The sequence below is a fragment of the Ruegeria sp. BF10 genome (assembly GCF_056538725.1).
Genome location: NZ_JBQFTR010000001.1, coordinates 1,112,191 through 1,129,233, shown reverse-complemented (window position 1 = coordinate 1,129,233; position 17,043 = coordinate 1,112,191). Strand labels below are relative to the sequence as shown.

General features: G+C 59.9%; 20 protein-coding genes. 7 read left to right on the top strand and 13 right to left on the bottom strand.

The window, feature by feature from the left end; genetic code table 11:
* Positions 1 to 17 precede the first annotated feature (17 nt).
* Entirely contained in the window at positions 18 to 611 is a 594-nt protein-coding gene (locus tag ACR0DJ_RS05755; protein ID WP_170344077.1) for a CvpA family protein, read from the top strand.
* A gap of 52 nt (positions 612 to 663) precedes the next feature.
* Here ACR0DJ_RS05755 and ACR0DJ_RS05750 read toward each other — a convergent pair whose 3' ends face one another.
* On the bottom strand, positions 664 to 816 hold the full coding sequence (locus tag ACR0DJ_RS05750; RefSeq protein ID WP_480686232.1) for a hypothetical protein: 153 nt from the start codon (positions 814 to 816) through the stop codon (positions 664 to 666).
* 439 nt (positions 817 to 1,255) lie between these two features.
* Here ACR0DJ_RS05750 and purF point away from each other — a divergent pair, with 439 nt between their 5' ends.
* The 3 genes from purF (at position 1,256) to ACR0DJ_RS05735 (ending at position 4,014) form a co-directional block, all read left to right on the top strand.
* Positions 1,256 to 2,779 (top strand): amidophosphoribosyltransferase, encoded by a 1,524-nt coding sequence (gene purF / locus ACR0DJ_RS05745; protein WP_257598839.1) that lies wholly within the window; start codon positions 1,256 to 1,258, stop codon positions 2,777 to 2,779.
* A gap of 299 nt (positions 2,780 to 3,078) precedes the next feature.
* On the top strand, positions 3,079 to 3,327 hold the full coding sequence (locus ACR0DJ_RS05740) for a hypothetical protein (RefSeq protein ID WP_170344074.1): 249 nt from the start codon (positions 3,079 to 3,081) through the stop codon (positions 3,325 to 3,327).
* 42 nt (positions 3,328 to 3,369) lie between these two features.
* Entirely contained in the window at positions 3,370 to 4,014 is a 645-nt protein-coding gene (locus tag ACR0DJ_RS05735; RefSeq protein ID WP_170344073.1) for an SDR family NAD(P)-dependent oxidoreductase, read from the top strand.
* A 60-nt stretch (positions 4,015 to 4,074) separates the two neighbouring features.
* On the opposite strand, the gene ACR0DJ_RS05730 is transcribed toward ACR0DJ_RS05735, so the two are convergent.
* The 4 genes from ACR0DJ_RS05730 to ACR0DJ_RS05715 form a co-directional block, all read right to left on the bottom strand.
* Positions 4,075 to 4,917: an ATP-binding protein gene (locus ACR0DJ_RS05730; protein WP_170344072.1), complete on the bottom strand. Its 843-nt coding sequence runs from the start codon at positions 4,915 to 4,917 to the stop codon at positions 4,075 to 4,077.
* 116 nt (positions 4,918 to 5,033) lie between these two features.
* Entirely contained in the window at positions 5,034 to 5,915 is an 882-nt protein-coding gene (gene tatC, locus ACR0DJ_RS05725; RefSeq protein ID WP_170344071.1) for a twin-arginine translocase subunit TatC, read from the bottom strand.
* Entirely contained in the window at positions 5,912 to 6,370 is a 459-nt protein-coding gene (tatB, locus tag ACR0DJ_RS05720; RefSeq protein WP_117868757.1) for a Sec-independent protein translocase protein TatB, read from the bottom strand. The genes tatC and tatB overlap by 4 nt, the downstream gene beginning before the upstream one ends.
* A gap of 6 nt (positions 6,371 to 6,376) precedes the next feature.
* Positions 6,377 to 6,592 (bottom strand): twin-arginine translocase TatA/TatE family subunit, encoded by a 216-nt coding sequence (locus ACR0DJ_RS05715; RefSeq protein ID WP_152458176.1) that lies wholly within the window; start codon positions 6,590 to 6,592, stop codon positions 6,377 to 6,379.
* 222 nt (positions 6,593 to 6,814) lie between these two features.
* On the opposite strand from ACR0DJ_RS05715, the gene ACR0DJ_RS05710 reads away from it, so the two are divergent.
* Both ACR0DJ_RS05710 and ACR0DJ_RS05705 read left to right on the top strand, forming a co-directional pair.
* Positions 6,815 to 7,120, top strand: a complete 306-nt coding sequence (locus ACR0DJ_RS05710) for a hypothetical protein (protein ID WP_257598840.1) — start codon at positions 6,815 to 6,817, stop codon at positions 7,118 to 7,120.
* A 21-nt stretch (positions 7,121 to 7,141) separates the two neighbouring features.
* Complete coding sequence (locus ACR0DJ_RS05705; protein ID WP_480684152.1) at positions 7,142 to 7,813, top strand: helix-turn-helix transcriptional regulator; 672 nt, start codon at positions 7,142 to 7,144, stop codon at positions 7,811 to 7,813.
* 62 nt (positions 7,814 to 7,875) lie between these two features.
* Here ACR0DJ_RS05705 and ACR0DJ_RS05700 read toward each other — a convergent pair whose 3' ends face one another.
* From ACR0DJ_RS05700 to ACR0DJ_RS05665, 8 genes are all read right to left on the bottom strand, one after another.
* The gene (locus tag ACR0DJ_RS05700; protein WP_257598841.1) at positions 7,876 to 9,039 is read right to left on the bottom strand and encodes a LysM peptidoglycan-binding domain-containing protein; all 1,164 of its coding nucleotides are present in this window, start codon (positions 9,037 to 9,039) and stop codon (positions 7,876 to 7,878) included.
* Positions 9,040 to 9,101: 62 nt separating this feature from the next.
* On the bottom strand, positions 9,102 to 9,752 hold the full coding sequence (locus ACR0DJ_RS05695; protein WP_152458180.1) for a protein-L-isoaspartate(D-aspartate) O-methyltransferase: 651 nt from the start codon (positions 9,750 to 9,752) through the stop codon (positions 9,102 to 9,104).
* Positions 9,749 to 10,531, bottom strand: coding sequence for a 5'/3'-nucleotidase SurE (gene surE, locus ACR0DJ_RS05690; RefSeq protein ID WP_257598842.1), 783 nt, complete (start codon positions 10,529 to 10,531; stop codon positions 9,749 to 9,751). The genes ACR0DJ_RS05695 and surE overlap by 4 nt, the downstream gene beginning before the upstream one ends.
* Before the next feature lie 114 nt (positions 10,532 to 10,645).
* Positions 10,646 to 11,740, bottom strand: a complete 1,095-nt coding sequence (locus ACR0DJ_RS05685) for an ABC transporter ATP-binding protein (RefSeq protein ID WP_170344066.1) — start codon at positions 11,738 to 11,740, stop codon at positions 10,646 to 10,648.
* An 80-nt stretch (positions 11,741 to 11,820) separates the two neighbouring features.
* Positions 11,821 to 12,870 (bottom strand): methyltransferase domain-containing protein, encoded by a 1,050-nt coding sequence (locus ACR0DJ_RS05680; RefSeq protein WP_480684150.1) that lies wholly within the window; start codon positions 12,868 to 12,870, stop codon positions 11,821 to 11,823.
* Between the two features lie 107 nt (positions 12,871 to 12,977).
* Positions 12,978 to 14,090, bottom strand: a complete 1,113-nt coding sequence (locus ACR0DJ_RS05675; protein ID WP_480684149.1) for a hypothetical protein — start codon at positions 14,088 to 14,090, stop codon at positions 12,978 to 12,980.
* 2 nt (positions 14,091 to 14,092) lie between these two features.
* Positions 14,093 to 14,872 (bottom strand): SDR family oxidoreductase, encoded by a 780-nt coding sequence (locus ACR0DJ_RS05670; protein ID WP_480684768.1) that lies wholly within the window; start codon positions 14,870 to 14,872, stop codon positions 14,093 to 14,095.
* 73 nt (positions 14,873 to 14,945) lie between these two features.
* A complete protein-coding gene (locus ACR0DJ_RS05665; RefSeq protein ID WP_170344063.1) occupies positions 14,946 to 15,308 on the bottom strand; it encodes a nuclear transport factor 2 family protein in 363 nt (120 codons plus the stop codon).
* 109 nt (positions 15,309 to 15,417) lie between these two features.
* On the opposite strand from ACR0DJ_RS05665, the gene ACR0DJ_RS05660 reads away from it, so the two are divergent.
* Positions 15,418 to 17,022, top strand: a complete 1,605-nt coding sequence (locus ACR0DJ_RS05660) for a peptide chain release factor 3 (RefSeq protein WP_257598845.1) — start codon at positions 15,418 to 15,420, stop codon at positions 17,020 to 17,022.
* The last annotated feature ends 21 nt before the right edge of the window (positions 17,023 to 17,043 follow it).

Genomic DNA, 17,043 nt, shown 5'->3' with positions numbered 1-17,043 from the left:
AAGAACAGGCGAGGGCAATGGAAGGTTTTACAATAATTGACGGGGTGGTCGCCCTGATCATCGTGCTGTCGGGCTTGCTGGCCTACTCACGCGGGTTCATGCGCGAGGTTCTGGCCATTGCAGGCTGGGTCGCAGCGGCCGTTCTGGCATTCATCTTTGCCCCGCAGGCGGTACCGCTGGTCAAGGAAATCCCGGTGGTCGGAGATTTCCTGCGCGACAGCTGTGAACTGTCGGTGATCACCGGCTTTGCAGCAGTCTTCGCCGTGGCGCTGATCGTGGTCAGCATCTTCACGCCGCTGTTTTCATCGCTGGTCCAGCGCTCGGCTTTGGGCGGCCTGGATCAGGCGCTGGGGCTGTTCTTCGGCATCGCACGCGGCATTCTGCTGGTTGCAATCGCCTTCTTTGTCTATGACACGGTCATGACCGGCCAGTCCTATACAATCGTGGACGAAAGCCGCTCGGCCAAGGTGTTCGAGCAGTTCAGCAGCCAGATTGAAGAACAAAACCCCGAAGCGGCTCTGGGTTGGGTGACTGCACAATATGAAGAGTTGGTCGCCAGCTGCACGGCAGGAAACGAACAACCCGAAACCACGGCACCAGCTGACGGGTAATCTTGGGGTGCATAGCGTGAGGAAAGCCCGGCATCGTCCGGGCTTTTTCGATTCACATATACCCTTCCCCGCCACAAACCGTGCAGCGGATCGTTTTCAGCCCGAAACACCCGTCACACCGGCTGGAAATCGGTTTGCCAAGAATATCGCGGCTTTTGACAACTTCGCCCGCGCCGTTGCAGATCTGACAGGGTGCCCGCCCCATTCCCCGGCACCTGTGGCACCGTTGCTTGATCCGCTCCTGCTTGTTCTGTTGAGGTTTATGTTGCCACATTCCGGCCCTTTGCGTGCTTCACCCATCCTGACTTGCACTTATTGACTGGTATGACAGCACATATGATTGCACATGTCATCTTGTTCCTGACCCTGCCCCGATCCCTGAAATCCCGACCTGCGGCAATAGGTGAGTGGATCCTTTGATGACAGCCACGCCATTAGGCATTATGTGGAGGCCAACCCGCCACGGAATCGGAGCCACCGATCTTGTTCTTTCTGTACGAATGCGCGCTGGTCGTTGTGATGGTCGCCCTATTGGCGTCGTTGTCACCTGCCACCAAACCGACTGCACGCGCCTTGCAGAGGATCCGATGCCGAACTGCGGTCAACCCTCAGGTCAAATCGTCATAGAAGTTGGAGCCCCGTAAATGTGTGGGATTTTGGGAATCGCAAGCCGGACACATGATGTGTTTGCCGAAATCTATGACGGGCTGCTGATGTTGCAGCACAGGGGTCAGGATGCCTCTGGGATCGTGACCTACAACGGCGAATTCTTCCGCGAAAAGAAGGCCAACGGTCTGGTCAAGGACGTGTTCAATGCCCAGGATGCCGAAAGCCTGTTGGGTCGTGTGGGCATGGGTCATGTGCGCTATCCGACGGCGGGGTCCCTTAGCGCGGCCGAGGCGCAGCCCTTTTTCGTGAACGCCCCCTACGGCATCTATCTGGTTCACAACGGCAACATCACCAATACCGCTGAACAGCGCGAAAAGGTTACCGGCAAATACAGCCGTCACCTGCGCACCACGTCGGATTCTGAAATCCTGCTGAACGTGCTGGCCGACAAAGTGGCGGATGCGATCAAGGTGAATGGCAATCGCGAACCCATCCGCAATCTGTTTGCCGGTGTGAAGATGACGATGGAACGCGTTCAGGGCGCCTATTCCGTGATCTGTCTGGTCGCAGGCGTCGGCATGCTGGCTTTCCGCGATCCGTTTGGCATTCGCCCACTGTCGGTCGCCAAACGCGAAGTGGACGGAGACGGTGATGATTATGCCTTTGCCTCGGAAGACGTGGCCTTTGGCATCAACGGCTTTGAAAAGCTGCGTGATCTTCGGCCGGGTGAGGCAATTCTGATCGATCTGGACGGCAACATGCACGAGTTTCAGGCGGTCGAGGGCAAACTGACGCCCTGCATATTCGAGTATGTCTACCTGGCCCGTCCGGATTCTTTGCTGGACGGTGTTTCGGTTTACAAGACTCAGATGCGCATGGGCCAGACGCTGGCCAAGCAGATTCAGGAGTCGGGGCTGGAAATCGACCGGATCATCCCGGTGCCCGACAGCGCCCGCCCCGTGGCTCTGGAAGCCGCGAAGATCACCGGCATCCCCTATCGCGAAGGGCTGGTGAAAAACCGGTATGTCGGGCGTACGTTCATCATGCCGGGTCAGGCGGAACGGCAGAAATCCGTCCGCCGCAAGTTGAATGCCGTGCCGCTGGAATTCGACGGCCACAGCGTTCTGCTGATCGACGATTCCATCGTACGGGGCAACACCATCAAGAAGATCGTTCAGATGTGCCGCGACGCCGGGGCCAAGAAGGTCTATGTCGCCAGCGCCTCGCCGCCGGTGAAATACCCCAATGTCTACGGTATAGACATGCCCACCAAGGCCGAGTTGATCGCGAATGGCAAGGACATCGAAGAGATCCGCGAAGAACTGGGTGCGGACGCCCTGTTCTATCAGCACCTGGAAGACCTAATCTGGGCCGCCAAGGAAGGCAATCCCGAGATCGAAGCCTTCGACTGTTCCTGTTTTGACGGCAAATACATCACGGGCAGCGTCAGCGAAGGCTATCTGGACAATCTGGAAAACAGCAGCCGTGTCAGCCAGAAACGCGCTGACATGCAGGTCCCGGGCGGGTCCTGGAATGCGGCAAAACTGGCCTCGGGCTGAGCGGACGATACGGAACTGACATAGTCGGTTTTCCATTCTGAATGGCGAATCAGAACGGCGGATCGTTCCGGGCAGTCGATGGCCGTCGGCCGGTCCGGTTGCTGTCACGTGATGTGGATGAGTGGAAATTTGCCACAACCAGTCGGCGAAATCCACGCATTCACAAGGGCTTTTTTCAAAGGCGCCAAATCGTGATGACACCTGTCCGCGCAGCGCTTTTGTTCGCTTGAGCGTTTTGTTATCCGGCGGCCACCACTCACTCAACAAGGGGTTCCGGGCCATGTCCCGGACCACGGATCATGTCAAACGCCACAGTCAAAAGCGCGGCCACGCAGCGGGGCGCGCTGAAGAAGAATTCCGTCTCGGTTCTGGGCGTATTCGGGCCGAAAGCAGACATGCGCGCCCTGATGCGCCTGTCATCAGGCCGTGTGAAAGAGGTCAAACCCGGAAGCCGCGTTGCCTCGGGCACAGTGGTCGCGATTGATGAGCATGGCATCATGCTGCGACAAAGCGGCCAGACCAGGCGTATCGCCATCCCCGGCGGCTGATCACATCTTGACGCCCCGCGCGCGGGGGTTCAAACCGCAGGCATGACCGATACGACCAAAATCGCCCTGATAACCGGGGCCTCTCGCGGGCTGGGCGCTGCGCTGGCCGAAGCGCTGGCGCCCGAATACCACATCGTCGCAGTCGCCCGGACCACAGGCGGGCTGGAAGAACTGGACGATCGCATCAAGGCCAAGGGTGGCTCTGCCACGCTGGCACCGATGGACATCACCGATCCCAACGCGATGGCAACCCTGTGCCGTGGGATCCATGACCGTTGGGGCAAGGTGGATCTGTGGCTGCACACGGCCATTCACACCTCGGCGCTGACGCCGGTACATTTCGTCGACCCCAAGGAATGGACCAAGGCAGTCAACACGAATGCAAACGCAACTTCGGTTCTGATCCCATATGTCTCGCCCCTGCTGGGTGAAAACGGCCACGCTGTGTTTTTCGATGACCCGAAGGCCGGTGAGAAATTCTATGGCATCTACGGCGCCACCAAGGCCGCGCAAATGGCCCTGGCCCGCAGTTGGGCGGCCGAGACCGAACGTACCGGTCCGCGCGTCTCGATCGTGGAACCAGCGCCGATGCCCACCGCCGTGCGTGCCCGGTTCCACCCAGGCGAAGATCGCGACGCGCTGACGAGCACCGCAGATGAGGCCGCCCGGATTCTGGCGCTGCTTTAGGAAATGGCCCCGACGGGCCATGCCTCCGGCGGGGATATTTTTAGCCAGATGAAGATGGGATCAGGCGATATGAACGCCGTTGCGCCCGGCCAGATCGACGAAGAACTGCCAGGCGACACGGCCCGAACGCGATCCGCGCGTGGCCTGCCATTCAATTGCTTCGGCACGTAGGATTTCGGCGTCGACCGAAACGCCATAGGCCGCGCAATAGCGGTCGATCATGGCAAGGTATTCGTCCTGATCGCAGGGATGGAATCCCAGCCACAATCCGAAGCGGTCGGACAGTGATACCTTTTCCTCGACCGCCTCTGACGGGTTGATGGCGCTGGAGCGTTCGTTTTCAATCATGTCCCGCGGCATCAGGTGGCGGCGGTTCGAGGTCGCGTAGAACACCACGTTTTCCGGGCGACCTTCAATACCGCCATCCAGAACGGCCTTGAGCGATTTGTAATGCTGGTCATCGTGACTGAACGAGAGGTCGTCGCAAAACAGGATGAACCGATAAGGCGCCGCGCGCAGGTGGTTCAGCAGACGCGCGACCGAGCCCATATCCTCGCGCTGTAGCTCCACAAGCTTCAGGTCAGGATGATCTGCGCTCAGCGTGCCGTGGACGGCCTTCACGAGGCTGGACTTGCCCATCCCACGAGCGCCCCACAACAACGCATTATTTGCCTTGTAGCCGGCCGCGAAGCGGCGGGTGTTGTCAAGCAACGTGTCACGCGACCGATTGATGCCGACCAGCAGATCCAGATCGACGCGATTGACTTGTTCAACCGGTTCCAGGCGTTCCGGTTCCACATGCCAGACAAAGGCCGGGGCCGCATTGAAATCCGGTGTGGCCAAAGGCGCCGGCGCCATGCGCTCCAACGCGGCAGCAATACGGTTCAGGGCTTGGTCGTCCATCGGCTCCTCCGGTCAGATACGGATCGGTTCAAAGCATGTTCTGATTGGCGCAACAAGGCCCGCGAACGAAAAAGGCGCGCCCGGTCGGGGCGCGCCTCGGTTGTTGTTTCAGCAGTTTACTTGTCGTCTTCGAATTCCCGCATCAGATCTTCGTCTGCTTCGGCTTCTTCATCGTCATAGTAGCCGTCGGCACGCAACTGCTCTTCCCGTTTCCTTTCAACCCGGGCCACCAGGAAGATCGAGATCTCGTAGAGGCCATAGACCACGACGAAGAGGATAATCTGCGTGATCACGTCCGGAGGCGTCACGATCGCCGCCAGCACCAGAATGCCAACCACCGCATATTTGCGCATGGCCCCCAGACCTTCGGCGCTGACCAGCCCTGCCTTGCCCATCAGGGTCAGAAGAACCGGCAATTGGAAGCACAGCCCAAAGGCCACGATGAACTTGATCGTCAGGTTCAGGTATTCCTGCGCCGAGCCCTGAAACACCACGCTCAGCGGCGCTGTAGTTACTCCATCGGCCACGGCTTCACCTTCAGCCCCGAACTGCTGGAACCCAAGGAAGAAGTCATAGGCCAACGGCGTGACGACGTAGAAAGCAAAGCTTGCACCCAGAAGGAACATGAAGGGCGAGGCCAGCATGAAAGGCAGAAACGCATTCTTTTCCGACTTGTAGAGGCCCGGAGCCACAAAGCGCCACATCTGCATCCCGATATAGGGAAACGCCAGAATGAACCCGCCAAGCAGCGAGACCTTGATCGCGACAAAGAACCCTTCCTGTGGCGATATGAAGATCAGGCCGCAATCCTGTCCACGCTCATTCAGAACCTCACACAGGGGATTGGTCAGAAAGTTGAAGAGCGGCGTGGCCACCGTAAAGCAGATGATCATCCCGACCAGAAAGGCCACGACGCAGTGGATCAACCGCGTACGCAGCTCGGCCAGATGCTCGATCAATGGGGCCGAGGTATCTTCGATCTCGTCGGTCTTGGTCATGTTTCGCCTTCAGTCTTCAGCGCCGCTTCGGCTTCTTCGGCCTTGGCCAGGGCCTCGGCAGCTTCCTTGGCTTTGCGCTCGGCGGCGGCGCGGGCCGTTGAGGCCTGAATTTTCTTGGCCTGTTCGGCTCGCTCGGCTGCCAGTTTACCGGTTTCGCTGTCAGGATCGAACTTGGTGGGATCTATGCTTTTCGCCATATCCTGCGCGGCTTGTTTCACGCCATCCATGGCCGAGCCAACCGGATTCGCGGCGGCGTTGAGACCTTTCTTGATCTCGTTCACACCGGCCTGATCGGCCGCCTCGTTCATGGCGCTGCTGAATTCGCGTGCCATGCCACGGGCCTTGCCGACAAATCGCCCCACATTGCGGAACAAAACCGGCAGGTCCTTCGGCCCGACGACGATCAGGGCGACAATGCCGATGACCAGAAGTTCGGTCCAGCCCAAGTCAAACATCCGCGCTTACGCCTTGTCTTTCTCGGTTTCAGGCGTGACGTCCTTGGCCAGTTCCGACGCGTCCTGCTCCAGTTCTTCCGAACCGTCTTTGACGCCCTTCTTGAACGCGGTGATGCCTTTGCCGACTTCGCCCATCAGCGAGCTGATCTTGCCGCGGCCAAACAGAACCAGAACCACGACGGCGATCAGCAGAAGACCGGGAAGGCCGATATTGTTGAGCATGTCTCTTCTCCTTTTTCATCGACGCATATGCGCGTCGGGAATATGAACTGGGACCGTGTTTACGCCTCCAGGCCCTGTCCCAAAAGGGATACGGCACAGATTGAGGGCGAAAATTGACCTCATCTGCAAAAAACTATGGGCTCGCATTTTCCAACTGACAGGTCTATGTCAGTTGGGCGTCATTAAGAGGACGGTATCGAAACCTGGTCAACGGAGAACCAAATGACCCATGTTGCTGAAATCGTCACCTTCACTCTTGCCAACGGCACCACCCCTGAAGAGTTCGTGAAGCTCAGCCAAGCATCCGAAGCCTTTGTTCGCAGCGCGCCTGGCTTTGCCCACCGGCAGCTTAGTCAGGGCGCAGACGGGCGCTGGACCGACTATGTCGTCTGGACGGACATGAAGGCCGCGCAGGACGCTGCGGCGCAGTTCCCGCAACAGGAATGTGCAGCAGGCATGATGGCGGCCATCAACCCTGAAAGCGTTCAGATGCGCCATGAGGCTGTATTATGGAACATGACTGCCTAGGCGCGGTCCGGACGGCGTGTCATGCGCCGAACTGACCGCCTGTTCGATATCATCCAGATCCTGCGCGATGGCAAACTGCACCGCGCGCAGGACATCGCGAACCGGCTGGAAGTGTCGGTCCGCACCATCTATCGCGACATGGATACTCTGGTCGCTTCGGGCGTCCCGGTCGAAGGTGAGCGCGGCGTGGGTTACATGGTGCGCGAGCAGATCACCCTACCGCCGCTGAATCTGACCCCGGCCGAGCTCGAGGCCCTGAACCTCGGTATGGCCATCGTGGCCGAGGCCGCGGATCCAGAGCTGAAAGCCGCCGCGAACTCTCTGGCAGACAAGATCGATGCCGTTCTGCCCACACAGGTTGTGGCCGAAGCCGACAGCTGGAAATTCGCGGTCTACCCTTTTGCCGATGCAGCCCGCGGGCTTGCGCATATGGCTCCGATCCGCGCCGCCATCAAATCACGCCAGAAACTTCGGCTGTCCTACCGCCGCATTGACGGCATTCTGACCGAACGCACCATCCGTCCGCTTCACATGGAGTATTGGGGCCGCGTCTGGACACTTACCGCATGGTGCGAATTGCGAAACGGTTTCCGCGTCTTCCGCATCGACCTGATCGAATCCGTCTCGCCGCTGCCAGAGATCTTCGCAGACGAACCCGGCAAACGCCTGAGCGACTACGACCCAAACGCCTGACGCACTTCATCTTTTCAAAAATACTCCCGCCGAAGGCATGGCCCGAAACGGGCCATACGCCCTCATTTCAGGTAGGGATCCGGATCCACCGATTCAAACCCTTTGCGTACCTCGAAATGCACATAGGCATCATCCCCGCCCCTCAACTGCGCCAGCTTTTGTCCACGGCGCACACGATCCCCTTTCTTGACGGTGATGTCATCGACATTGGCATAGACCGTCAGCAGATCGTTTTTGTGTTTGAGAACGATGATCGGCACCTGATCCGCGTCCGCGGTAATCGCCGCAACGGTTCCGGCCTCAGCCGCGTTGACGGCTGTGCCAGGGGCCGCAGCAATGTCGATACCTTCGTTCTTGCCCTTTTTATAGCCGCGAATGATGGTGCCGCTGACCGGCAGCGACATGGCCGAAGATCGCGTGTTCGTCGGGGCTTCAGCCGTCACATCAGGGGCTTCAACCAGCGGCGCGACCTTTTCGTCGGGCAAGGGCTGCGTGGCACTTGGAGGCGTCGGCGTCGGCGATCCCTGCCCCGGCTCGGTTACCTCGGTGGCCGCAACCGGTGCCACAGCAGCGCTTTGACGTGGGGCGGGCTGGTTTTTAACGGGGATCAAAAGAAACTGACCTTCACGCACGGTGAAGTCAGACCCAAGGCCGTTCCATTCCGCCAGCGATTCCACCGGCACCTGATAGAGGCGTGAAATCGTATACGCGGTTTCGCCGCGCTTGACCTTGTGGCGGACTGGTTCTGGCCCGCTTGCGACCGGCGCCGGGGCTGGCTTGGCAGGCTCTAGCGTCGTTGTCCGGACGCCCCCCGTTTCAGGGGCCTGATCAATGGCGGCTCCGGCAACTGATGCGATATCTACGCCGCTGCCTGCACCCACCGAACGCGGCAAGGCGAGAACTTCGCCCTCTCGCAGGGTATCGGTCGTCTGAAGGCCGTTGAACCGCGACAGCTCACCCTCGGGCAGGCCGACACGCGCGGCCACATCGCGCACCGTGTCGCCCCGTCGGGCCACGACAACCTGGTAGTTCGGATAGGTTATCACCCCGCGGCTGTCGGGCGACGGGCGCGACGTTGTTGACGACTGCACTGCATCAGTGGTCGAAAATCCGCCGACCTGACCGCGGAGGTCATAATCTAGTGGCCCTTCACACCCGGCCAGAATGGCCAGAGCGGCCACTCCGGTCGCGCAGCGACGCATAGCTGATTTGGATACTGCACTCATAATTCTGTCCTCAACGCCTGCCCCTGTTGTCCGGGGTTCCGGCGACCAATTTACAAAGCCTGCTACGCCTCGTCCTTGCCAAGCCCCTCAAGCAGGGGCACGAAACGGACCGACGTCAATTCTTCATAGTCCAGACCGGCCTCGGTGCGCGTTACTTTGATCAACTGCTGCACCGTGTCCGACTGACCCACGGGTAAAACCATGATACCCCCGATTTTCAGCTGCGCCAAGAGCGGTCCCGGAGGGTCTTCGGCGGCTGCCGTCACAATGATCCGATCAAACGGAGCCTGTTCCGGCAAGCCAAAGGATCCATCCGACAACATGGCCGTGATATTCGTAAGCCCCAGATCGGCAAACAGCTTTCCTGTCTCGCTGACCAGCCGCCGATGGCGTTCGACCGTATAGACCCGGCGCGCCAGTTTCGACAGGATTGCGGCCTGGTAGCCTGACCCTGTTCCGATCTCGAGCACGGTGTCACGCGGCCGCACGTCCAGCGCCTGCGTCATGAGGCCGACGACCGATGGCTGACTGATCGTCTGACCGCAGGAGATCGGCAATGGCATGTCCTCGTAAGCGCGATCCGCGAACAGGCCGGTGACAAAGCGGCCCCGGTCAACCTGTTCCATTGCCTCCAGAACGCGCGCATCCGTGACCCCCCGTTTGCGCAGGGCAAACAGGAACTGCATCACGGTTTCCGGGTCCAGTCCGCTCATTCGACCGCCTTCAATGCCTCCAGCATGTCATATGCGGTCAAGTCGGCGCGCATCGGTGTGACCGAGATATAGCCTTCCAGATTGACCGCAGCATCCGTTCCCGGCGCTGTCGGGTTATGCTGATAGCCACCCTTGATCCACAGGAACCGCCGCCCCGAGGGCGAGCTGTGCGGCTCGACCGAAAAATGCGTGTCGCGCCGGAAACCCTGCGCTGCAACGCGCGTACCGCGCACCTCATCTGCCGGAACAGGTGGAAAATTCACGTTGTAAAACAGGCGGTAATCACCCTGCTCCGCCGGATTTGCATCCAGAATGCGCCGGACCAGATCGGCCCCGAACCGAGCGGCAGCTTCGAACGGGTCGTCCAAACCCAGATTTCGCGGGCCAAAATACTGTGACAAGGCAATCGCTGGAATACCTTGCAGCGCCGCTTCCATCGCGCCGCCAATAGTGCCCGAATAAAGCGTGTTCTCGGCCGAGTTGTTGCCCCGGTTCACGCCGGACAGGACCAGATCCGGTGGGCAGTCCGACATCACGTCATGCAACCCCGCCAATACGCAATCCGCGGGCGACCCTTCCGCCGCATATCGCCGTTCGCTCAGCTTGGCGATCATCGTGGGGTGGGTGTAACTGATGCAATGCCCGACGCCGGATTGCTCGAAGGCAGGTGCGACAACCCAAACCTCGCCATCAGGCCCTGCCAGTTCGGCAGCGATTGCCTCCAGCGTGATCAAGCCCGGAGCGTTGATCCCGTCGTCATTGGTCAGAAGAATACGCATTTGCCCGATTTACCCCCGCGTTTGGCCCTTGATAGACCCAGCCCCGCGATGCGGCAAGCGACGTGGACCTGCAATCTGAGGCTTTCGCGCACCACTTGCACGGAAATCGAGAGGTCAACTCTGTGCCCCGGGGAAAACGAAACACTTGTCACGACGAATGGTCAACCACATGACACGGCCCGGATTGGGCACAAAGACATTCGGAACCGTCGCCCTGAGGACCGAGCCGTCGTAATCCATTCGAAACTCGACCAGGCTTTCATTTCCCAGAAAACGCGCGCGTTCGACCACGCCCCGCGCCGCAACGCCATCAGTCGCGGTCGGCAAGGGGCCTTTGCCGTTGCGATCGAAATCCAGTTTGACGTGCTGGGGGCGGAAGACGATCTCGACATCCGTTCCATCCGGAATACCCGGCGCCAGAAACTGGCCGAACGGCGTGTCGGCCAACGCTCCGTTTACCTGCGCTTGCAGCACATTGATATCACTGAAAAACGCCACGGCCGCCTTGTCCGCTGGCCGGGTGTAGACGTTGTAGGGCGCGCCCTGCTGGACGATCTTGCCGCGCCGCATCAGCGCGATCTCGTCCGCCATCCGCATTGCCTCTTCCGGCTCGTGCGTGACCAGCAGGACAGCCGCATCCTCTTCTTTGAGAATGGACAGTGTCTCGTCCCGAATACCGTCGCGCAGACGGTTGTCGAGGCCCGAAAAGGGCTCGTCCATCAGCATGATCCGGGGCCGTGGCGCCAAAGCGCGGGCCAGGGCCACGCGTTGCTGCTCGCCGCCCGACAACTGATGTGGGAAACCGTCGATGAACCGCATCAGGTCCACTTTGCGCAGCAGTTCCTCGACCCGGGCACGTTTTTCGTCCTTGCTGCCCTTCAGGCCAAAGGCCACGTTGTTGGCCACGCTCAGATGAGGAAACAGCGCAAAGTCCTGAAACATCAACCCGATCTCGCGCCGCTCTGGCGGCACCCGAAACACGGTGTCACAGATCAGCTTGCCATCGACGTAGATCTCGCCCGAGTCCTGCATCTCGACCCCGGCAATCATGCGAAGGGTGGTGGATTTCCCGCAACCTGACGGCCCCAGCAAACAGGTCACTTTGCCGGCCTGCACGGTCAATGACACGTCATCCACAACGACCCGCCCTTCGAACCGGCGAACAATGTTGCGAATTTCCAGACGCGGAGGAGTTGCGTTACCTGTCACCGATGGACCCCATTGCCTTTCCCGATCAAATCCATCGGGCTTGGGCGGGGATAGCAACCCCGCCCCTCAGGTGCAAGGGATCAGCAGCAACCGCCGGATGATATCGTTTCGCCTGTGGCCTCGAACGGGCTTTCACCGCCGCAGCCCTCGAAAACACCGAAGTGGGTAGAGAAATCGCCGATAAAGTCGAAATGGCGGGCAAACCGCGTGTCCCGCAGCATCATCCAGGTATTGCCGCAGACCGGAAAGACCTTGCCGGTTTCGATAACGTGGTGATCATCCAGAACAAACGCATGCGGGGCGTTGGGAACAGTGCCTTTGTAGATCACCGCCTGACCGTAATCCTCACAGGCCGGTTCCTGCGCCGGCAGCTTGAACAGACGATAGGTCGCCGACAGGAATCTGAGCGGGGCAACACGTTCTTCCAGCGCAGGGTTCTCGATGGTCAGCGGGCGGTGCGTCACCCGGCGCGGATCGCCGAAACCCGCTTTGCGCGCCATCGACAGGAAGTCGTTCCAGTACAATGCACCCGACAGGCACTCGCCATACAGAACCTCATCCTCGGCCATCGCCTGCGGGACGCGGCGATCGGCATAGACGTCCGAGAAATACATCTCGCCACCTTCTTTCAGCAACCGATGCGCGCCGCGCAGCACGGCTTCCTTGTCGGTCGCCAGGTTGATGACGCAATTCGACACGATGATGTCAAACGATCCGGGCTCCAGATCCAGGTCCTCCAGCTTCTCGATATAGCCGTGATGGAATTCCACATTGCTTTTGGGGTGCCCAAACGCCTTGGCGTGATAGTCCTGATGCGCGCGGGCAACATCCAGTTGTTCGGGCGTCATGTCGACCCCAACCACCCGGCCCTTTTCGCCGACCATGGCAGACAACGCATAGACGTCGCGCCCCGCCCCGCAGCCAAGATCGAGAACCGACATGCCCTCGAGATCCAGCGGCGCGATCAGACCGCAGCCGTAATACCGGGTCAGCACATCGTCATGGATCCTGGACAATATCCGCTTGAGATGATCCGGCATGTCGTCAGGCGTGCAGCAGGCGTTGGTCTGCAAATCCGCACTGCTTTGCAGGACTTCACCATAATAATTCTGCACCGATTCATGCTTCATCGCGGTCTTCCCCTTGCAAGTGGCTGCATCGCAGCTAATCCAGAGATCCGCGGTTCGCAATCCGGGTAAGGCGCTTCTGACAAAAGTGTGAGCCTTCTGGCGGGGCTTCACGCCAGCAGCTCGAAATCCACACCGGCGCGGATATTGCCATTCACCTGAACTTCAAGCCGATGCGCTCCGGGCACCAGTTTGAAAGTCGTGGCATCGCCTTTCAGCTTGTGACGCTTGTCGAGATTGAGCTTGCCGCCTGTCAGGGTCGCCTGTTTCAACTTATGCACCTTGGCCGAAGTTTTCCCCCCAGGGCGTTGAAAGTGAATGATATAATCCACCAGGACGAGCTGTTCATCTTCTCCGCTCAAACCGACTGAAAACTCCAATGCGCCGCCAATGCGGGCTTGGGATTTCAGGTCAATCGTTACTGCAACATCGGCATCCGGGTTAAATCCCAGCATCTTCATTGCCTCTGGATGCCCCGCCTTGACCAGTCCGCGCAGCGCATGGGAAGTCATCCAATCCAGCTCTGCCGTGGTCTGTCGCGCTTCGGTGCGCCACTTGTCCAGACGTCCCAGCACCAGGCCGGGGTCTTTCTTGGTGATGTCATTCAGATGGTTGGCCACTGACCGCGTGACATACCGGGTGGAATCCCCGTGCAATCGGTCCAACAGCGGCAACGGGTCCGTCAAACCCAGACCGATGCCCTGCCCCCATGGCAGACGGGGCCGCGTTCCCTCGCTGACCAATCGGCGCACGTGATAGCTGCCGTGGGTGCACCAGTCGTGCATCCGCTCAAGCACCCTGTCAGGGGCCTGGTTCAGACAAGGCCGAATGGCCCATTCCATCGAAAACCTCTGCGTCAGCTCCTCCAGCACATCCAGAGACAGATCAACGTGATCCAGCCCGATGGACGCGACCCATTCGCCCAGCGGCGCGAAAATGAAATCGCCGAAGTCATCATCCGATCTGGCTGGGTCCAGCCGCGGTGGCAAAGCCCGCAAAATCACCGGGGCGACTGTTGGCAAGTCACCCGGCAGGGCCTGTTGCAGACATGTCGCGATCCAGGCCATACGCTCTTTCAGTTCCAGTTCAGGCAGGCGCGACATGACCTGTGCCTGAAACGCAGAGGCGTCGAAACCCGGTTCAGCGTCCAAGAACAAGTCGCTGAGAAAGCGGACTTTCTCAGCATTGAACAACTGATCTTTCAACGAAAACCCCTGCGCCATGATCACATCGTCAGGTTGGTCGCACCGCCGTCCAGCAGGATGTTCTGGCCGACGATGAAGCCCGCATGTTGCGAACACAGAAACGCGCAGGTGGCACCAAACTCCTGCCGCGACCCATAGCGTCGGACCGGGATCGTCGCCGCACGGTTGGCGCGTGCTTCGTCGATCGAAATACCCTGTTGCGCCGCCACACCGCTGTCCAGAGAATCCGCCCGGTCCGTGGCATGAATACCCGGAAGCAGGTTGTTGATGGTCACCCCGTGTGGCGCCACCTGACGCGAGGTTCCGGCCACATAGCCCGTCAGACCTGTACGCGCCGCATTTGACAGGCCCAGAACCGCAATCGGCGCACGCACGGATTGCGAGGTGATATTCACCACCCGGCCCCACCCCTTTTCCATCATCGACGGCAACAGCGCCTTCATGAACGCAATCGGCGTCAGCATGTTGGCATCCAGCGCCTTGATGAAATCATCACGCTCCCAGTCCGACCACAGGCCCGGCGGCGGTCCACCGGCATTTGTCACAAGAATATCAACGCCCTGCGCGGCCTCGATCACCTGCGCCTGACCGTCGGGTGTGGTCACGTCGCAGGCCACGGTCTGCACCTCGACGCCGTGTTCTGACCGCAGGCGCGCGGCCTCAACCTCCAACGCCTCGGGGCCGCGTGCGTTCATCACCAGATTCACGCCAGCCGCGGCCAGCGCCTCGGCGCACCCAAGACCCAATCCCTTGCTGCTGGCACAGACCAGCGCGCGCTTTCCTTGAATTCCCAGATCCATCGGATCCTCCCTGTCAGTCATTGCCGCATGTCTAGCACCGGCCAGACAGGGAAGACCAGAAACGGATCGTCGATCAATAGAAGAACTCCTCCCGGACGATCTTGCCGTCAGCGACGTGATAGACACCCACTTCGCGCATATCGAACGCTTCGCCGGTTTCCTTCACCTTGCCCTGCACTTCGAAAATCACGGCAAAACGGTCTTCGCCATGGGGAAACGGGTCGCTGACGGACGCAGCAGAAACCTCATGGGCGCTTTCCCACCACTCGTGCTTGCCACGGATGGCTTCGACCCCTTTGGTCTCCCGACCCATTCCCTGAAAATCCTGCCCTTCGACCGACACCGCATCCGGCGCGTACAGCTTGGACAGGTTTTCCTTGGCCCGGTCTTCCCGGCAACCGGCCACCAGTTCATCTGCAATCTCTTTCAAATTCATTGATCCACTCCATAATTTGTTCACTATATGTTCTTATTGCCACAGCCGTATGATTCGAACCAGCCCCTTTGTCTTGCTTCGGCAGGATTCCCCGCATATACGCGCGCTCATGCTTGATACCTCGAACCAACCCACCCTGCCGCCCGAGATCGCCCGGCGCCGGACATTCGCCATCATCTCGCACCCGGATGCGGGCAAGACGACGCTGACGGAAAAGTTCCTTCTGTACGGGGGCGCGATCCAGATGGCCGGACAGGTGCGCGCCAAGGGCGAGGCGCGGCGGACCCGGTCGGACTTCATGCAGATGGAGAAGGATCGCGGTATCTCGGTTTCGGCTTCTGCGATGTCGTTCGACTATGGGAACTTCCGGTTCAACCTGGTGGATACACCCGGCCACAGCGATTTCTCGGAAGACACCTATCGCACGCTGACAGCCGTAGACGCGGCCGTCATGGTGATCGACGGCGCTAAAGGTGTGGAAAGCCAGACGCAGAAACTGTTCGAGGTCTGCCGCCTGCGCGATCTGCCGATCCTGACCTTCTGCAACAAGATGGACCGCGAAAGCCGCGACACGTTCGAGATCATCGACGAAATCCAGGAAATGCTGGCCATCGACGTCACGCCCGCCGCCTGGCCCATCGGCGTGGGGCGCGATTTCATCGGCTGCTATGACATGCTGCGCGACCGGCTTGAACTGATGGATCGCGCCGACCGCAACAAGGTGGCCGAAAGCATCGAAATCAACGGGCTGGACGACCCCAAACTGGCGGAACATGTGCCCGAGCATTTGCTGGACAAACTGCTGGAAGAGGTCGAGATGGCCCGCGAGCTGCTGCCCGCACTTGACCCGCAGGCGGTGCTGGAAGGCCACATGACCCCGATCTGGTTCGGTTCAGCGATCAACTCGTTCGGCGTCAAGGAATTGATGGAAGGCATCGGCGCCTATGGCCCGCAGCCACAGGTTCAATCCGCCGAACCGCGCCAGATATCCCCGGATGAAAAGAAAGTCGCAGGGTTTGTGTTCAAGGTTCAGGCCAACATGGACCCCAAGCACCGCGACCGGGTGGCGTTTGTCCGCATGGCCAGCGGTCACTTCAAGCGTGGCATGAAGCTGACTCATGTGCGCAGCAAGAAACCGATGGCGATCTCGAACCCGGTTCTGTTCCTGGCCTCTGACCGCGAACTGGCGGAAGAGGCCTGGGCCGGAGATATCATCGGCATTCCCAACCACGGGCAACTGCGCATCGGCGACACGCTGACCGAAGGCGAAGCGCTGCGGGTGACCGGCATCCCGTCGTTTGCGCCGGAACTGCTGCAAGGCGTCCGCGCCGGCGATCCGATGAAGGCCAAGCATCTGGAAAAAGCCCTGATGCAGTTCGCCGAAGAAGGTGCGGCCAAGGTGTTCAAGCCTTCGATCGGTTCGGGCTTTATCGTGGGGGTCGTGGGCGCGTTGCAGTTCGAAGTGCTCGCCAGCCGGATCGAGATGGAATATGGCCTGCCGGTGCGGTTCGAGGCCTCGCAGTTCACCTCGGCGCGTTGGGTCAGCGGTGACAAGGCCGAAGTCGAGAAATTCGTGAATGCCAACAAACAGCACATCGCCCATGACCATGACGGCGACATTGTCTATCTGACCCGCCTGCAATGGGATATCGACCGGGTGATCCGTGACTATCCCGCGCTGAACCTGACTGCGACAAAAGAGATGATGACCTGAGGCAACTGTCTGATTGCACAG

Excerpts from the sequence above, each read along its gene's own strand:
- ACR0DJ_RS05755 (WP_170344077.1), top strand. The coding sequence starts at position 18 with ATGGAAGGTTTTACAATAATTGACGGGGTGGTCGCCCTGATCATCGTG.
- ACR0DJ_RS05750 (WP_480686232.1), bottom strand. The coding sequence starts at position 816 with ATGGGGCGGGCACCCTGTCAGATCTGCAACGGCGCGGGCGAAGTTGTC.
- purF (WP_257598839.1), top strand. The coding sequence starts at position 1,256 with ATGTGTGGGATTTTGGGAATCGCAAGCCGGACACATGATGTGTTTGCC.
- ACR0DJ_RS05740 (WP_170344074.1), top strand. The coding sequence starts at position 3,079 with ATGTCAAACGCCACAGTCAAAAGCGCGGCCACGCAGCGGGGCGCGCTG.
- ACR0DJ_RS05735 (WP_170344073.1), top strand. The coding sequence starts at position 3,370 with ATGACCGATACGACCAAAATCGCCCTGATAACCGGGGCCTCTCGCGGG.
- ACR0DJ_RS05730 (WP_170344072.1), bottom strand. The coding sequence starts at position 4,917 with ATGGACGACCAAGCCCTGAACCGTATTGCTGCCGCGTTGGAGCGCATG.
- tatC (WP_170344071.1), bottom strand. The coding sequence starts at position 5,915 with ATGACCAAGACCGACGAGATCGAAGATACCTCGGCCCCATTGATCGAG.
- tatB (WP_117868757.1), bottom strand. The coding sequence starts at position 6,370 with ATGTTTGACTTGGGCTGGACCGAACTTCTGGTCATCGGCATTGTCGCC.
- ACR0DJ_RS05715 (WP_152458176.1), bottom strand. The coding sequence starts at position 6,592 with ATGCTCAACAATATCGGCCTTCCCGGTCTTCTGCTGATCGCCGTCGTG.
- ACR0DJ_RS05710 (WP_257598840.1), top strand. The coding sequence starts at position 6,815 with ATGACCCATGTTGCTGAAATCGTCACCTTCACTCTTGCCAACGGCACC.
- ACR0DJ_RS05705 (WP_480684152.1), top strand. The coding sequence starts at position 7,142 with ATGCGCCGAACTGACCGCCTGTTCGATATCATCCAGATCCTGCGCGAT.
- ACR0DJ_RS05700 (WP_257598841.1), bottom strand. The coding sequence starts at position 9,039 with ATGAGTGCAGTATCCAAATCAGCTATGCGTCGCTGCGCGACCGGAGTG.
- ACR0DJ_RS05695 (WP_152458180.1), bottom strand. The coding sequence starts at position 9,752 with ATGAGCGGACTGGACCCGGAAACCGTGATGCAGTTCCTGTTTGCCCTG.
- surE (WP_257598842.1), bottom strand. The coding sequence starts at position 10,531 with ATGCGTATTCTTCTGACCAATGACGACGGGATCAACGCTCCGGGCTTG.
- ACR0DJ_RS05680 (WP_480684150.1), bottom strand. The coding sequence starts at position 12,870 with ATGAAGCATGAATCGGTGCAGAATTATTATGGTGAAGTCCTGCAAAGC.
- ACR0DJ_RS05675 (WP_480684149.1), bottom strand. The coding sequence starts at position 14,090 with ATGGCGCAGGGGTTTTCGTTGAAAGATCAGTTGTTCAATGCTGAGAAA.
- ACR0DJ_RS05670 (WP_480684768.1), bottom strand. The coding sequence starts at position 14,872 with ATGGATCTGGGAATTCAAGGAAAGCGCGCGCTGGTCTGTGCCAGCAGC.
- ACR0DJ_RS05665 (WP_170344063.1), bottom strand. The coding sequence starts at position 15,308 with ATGAATTTGAAAGAGATTGCAGATGAACTGGTGGCCGGTTGCCGGGAA.
- ACR0DJ_RS05660 (WP_257598845.1), top strand. The coding sequence starts at position 15,418 with ATGCTTGATACCTCGAACCAACCCACCCTGCCGCCCGAGATCGCCCGG.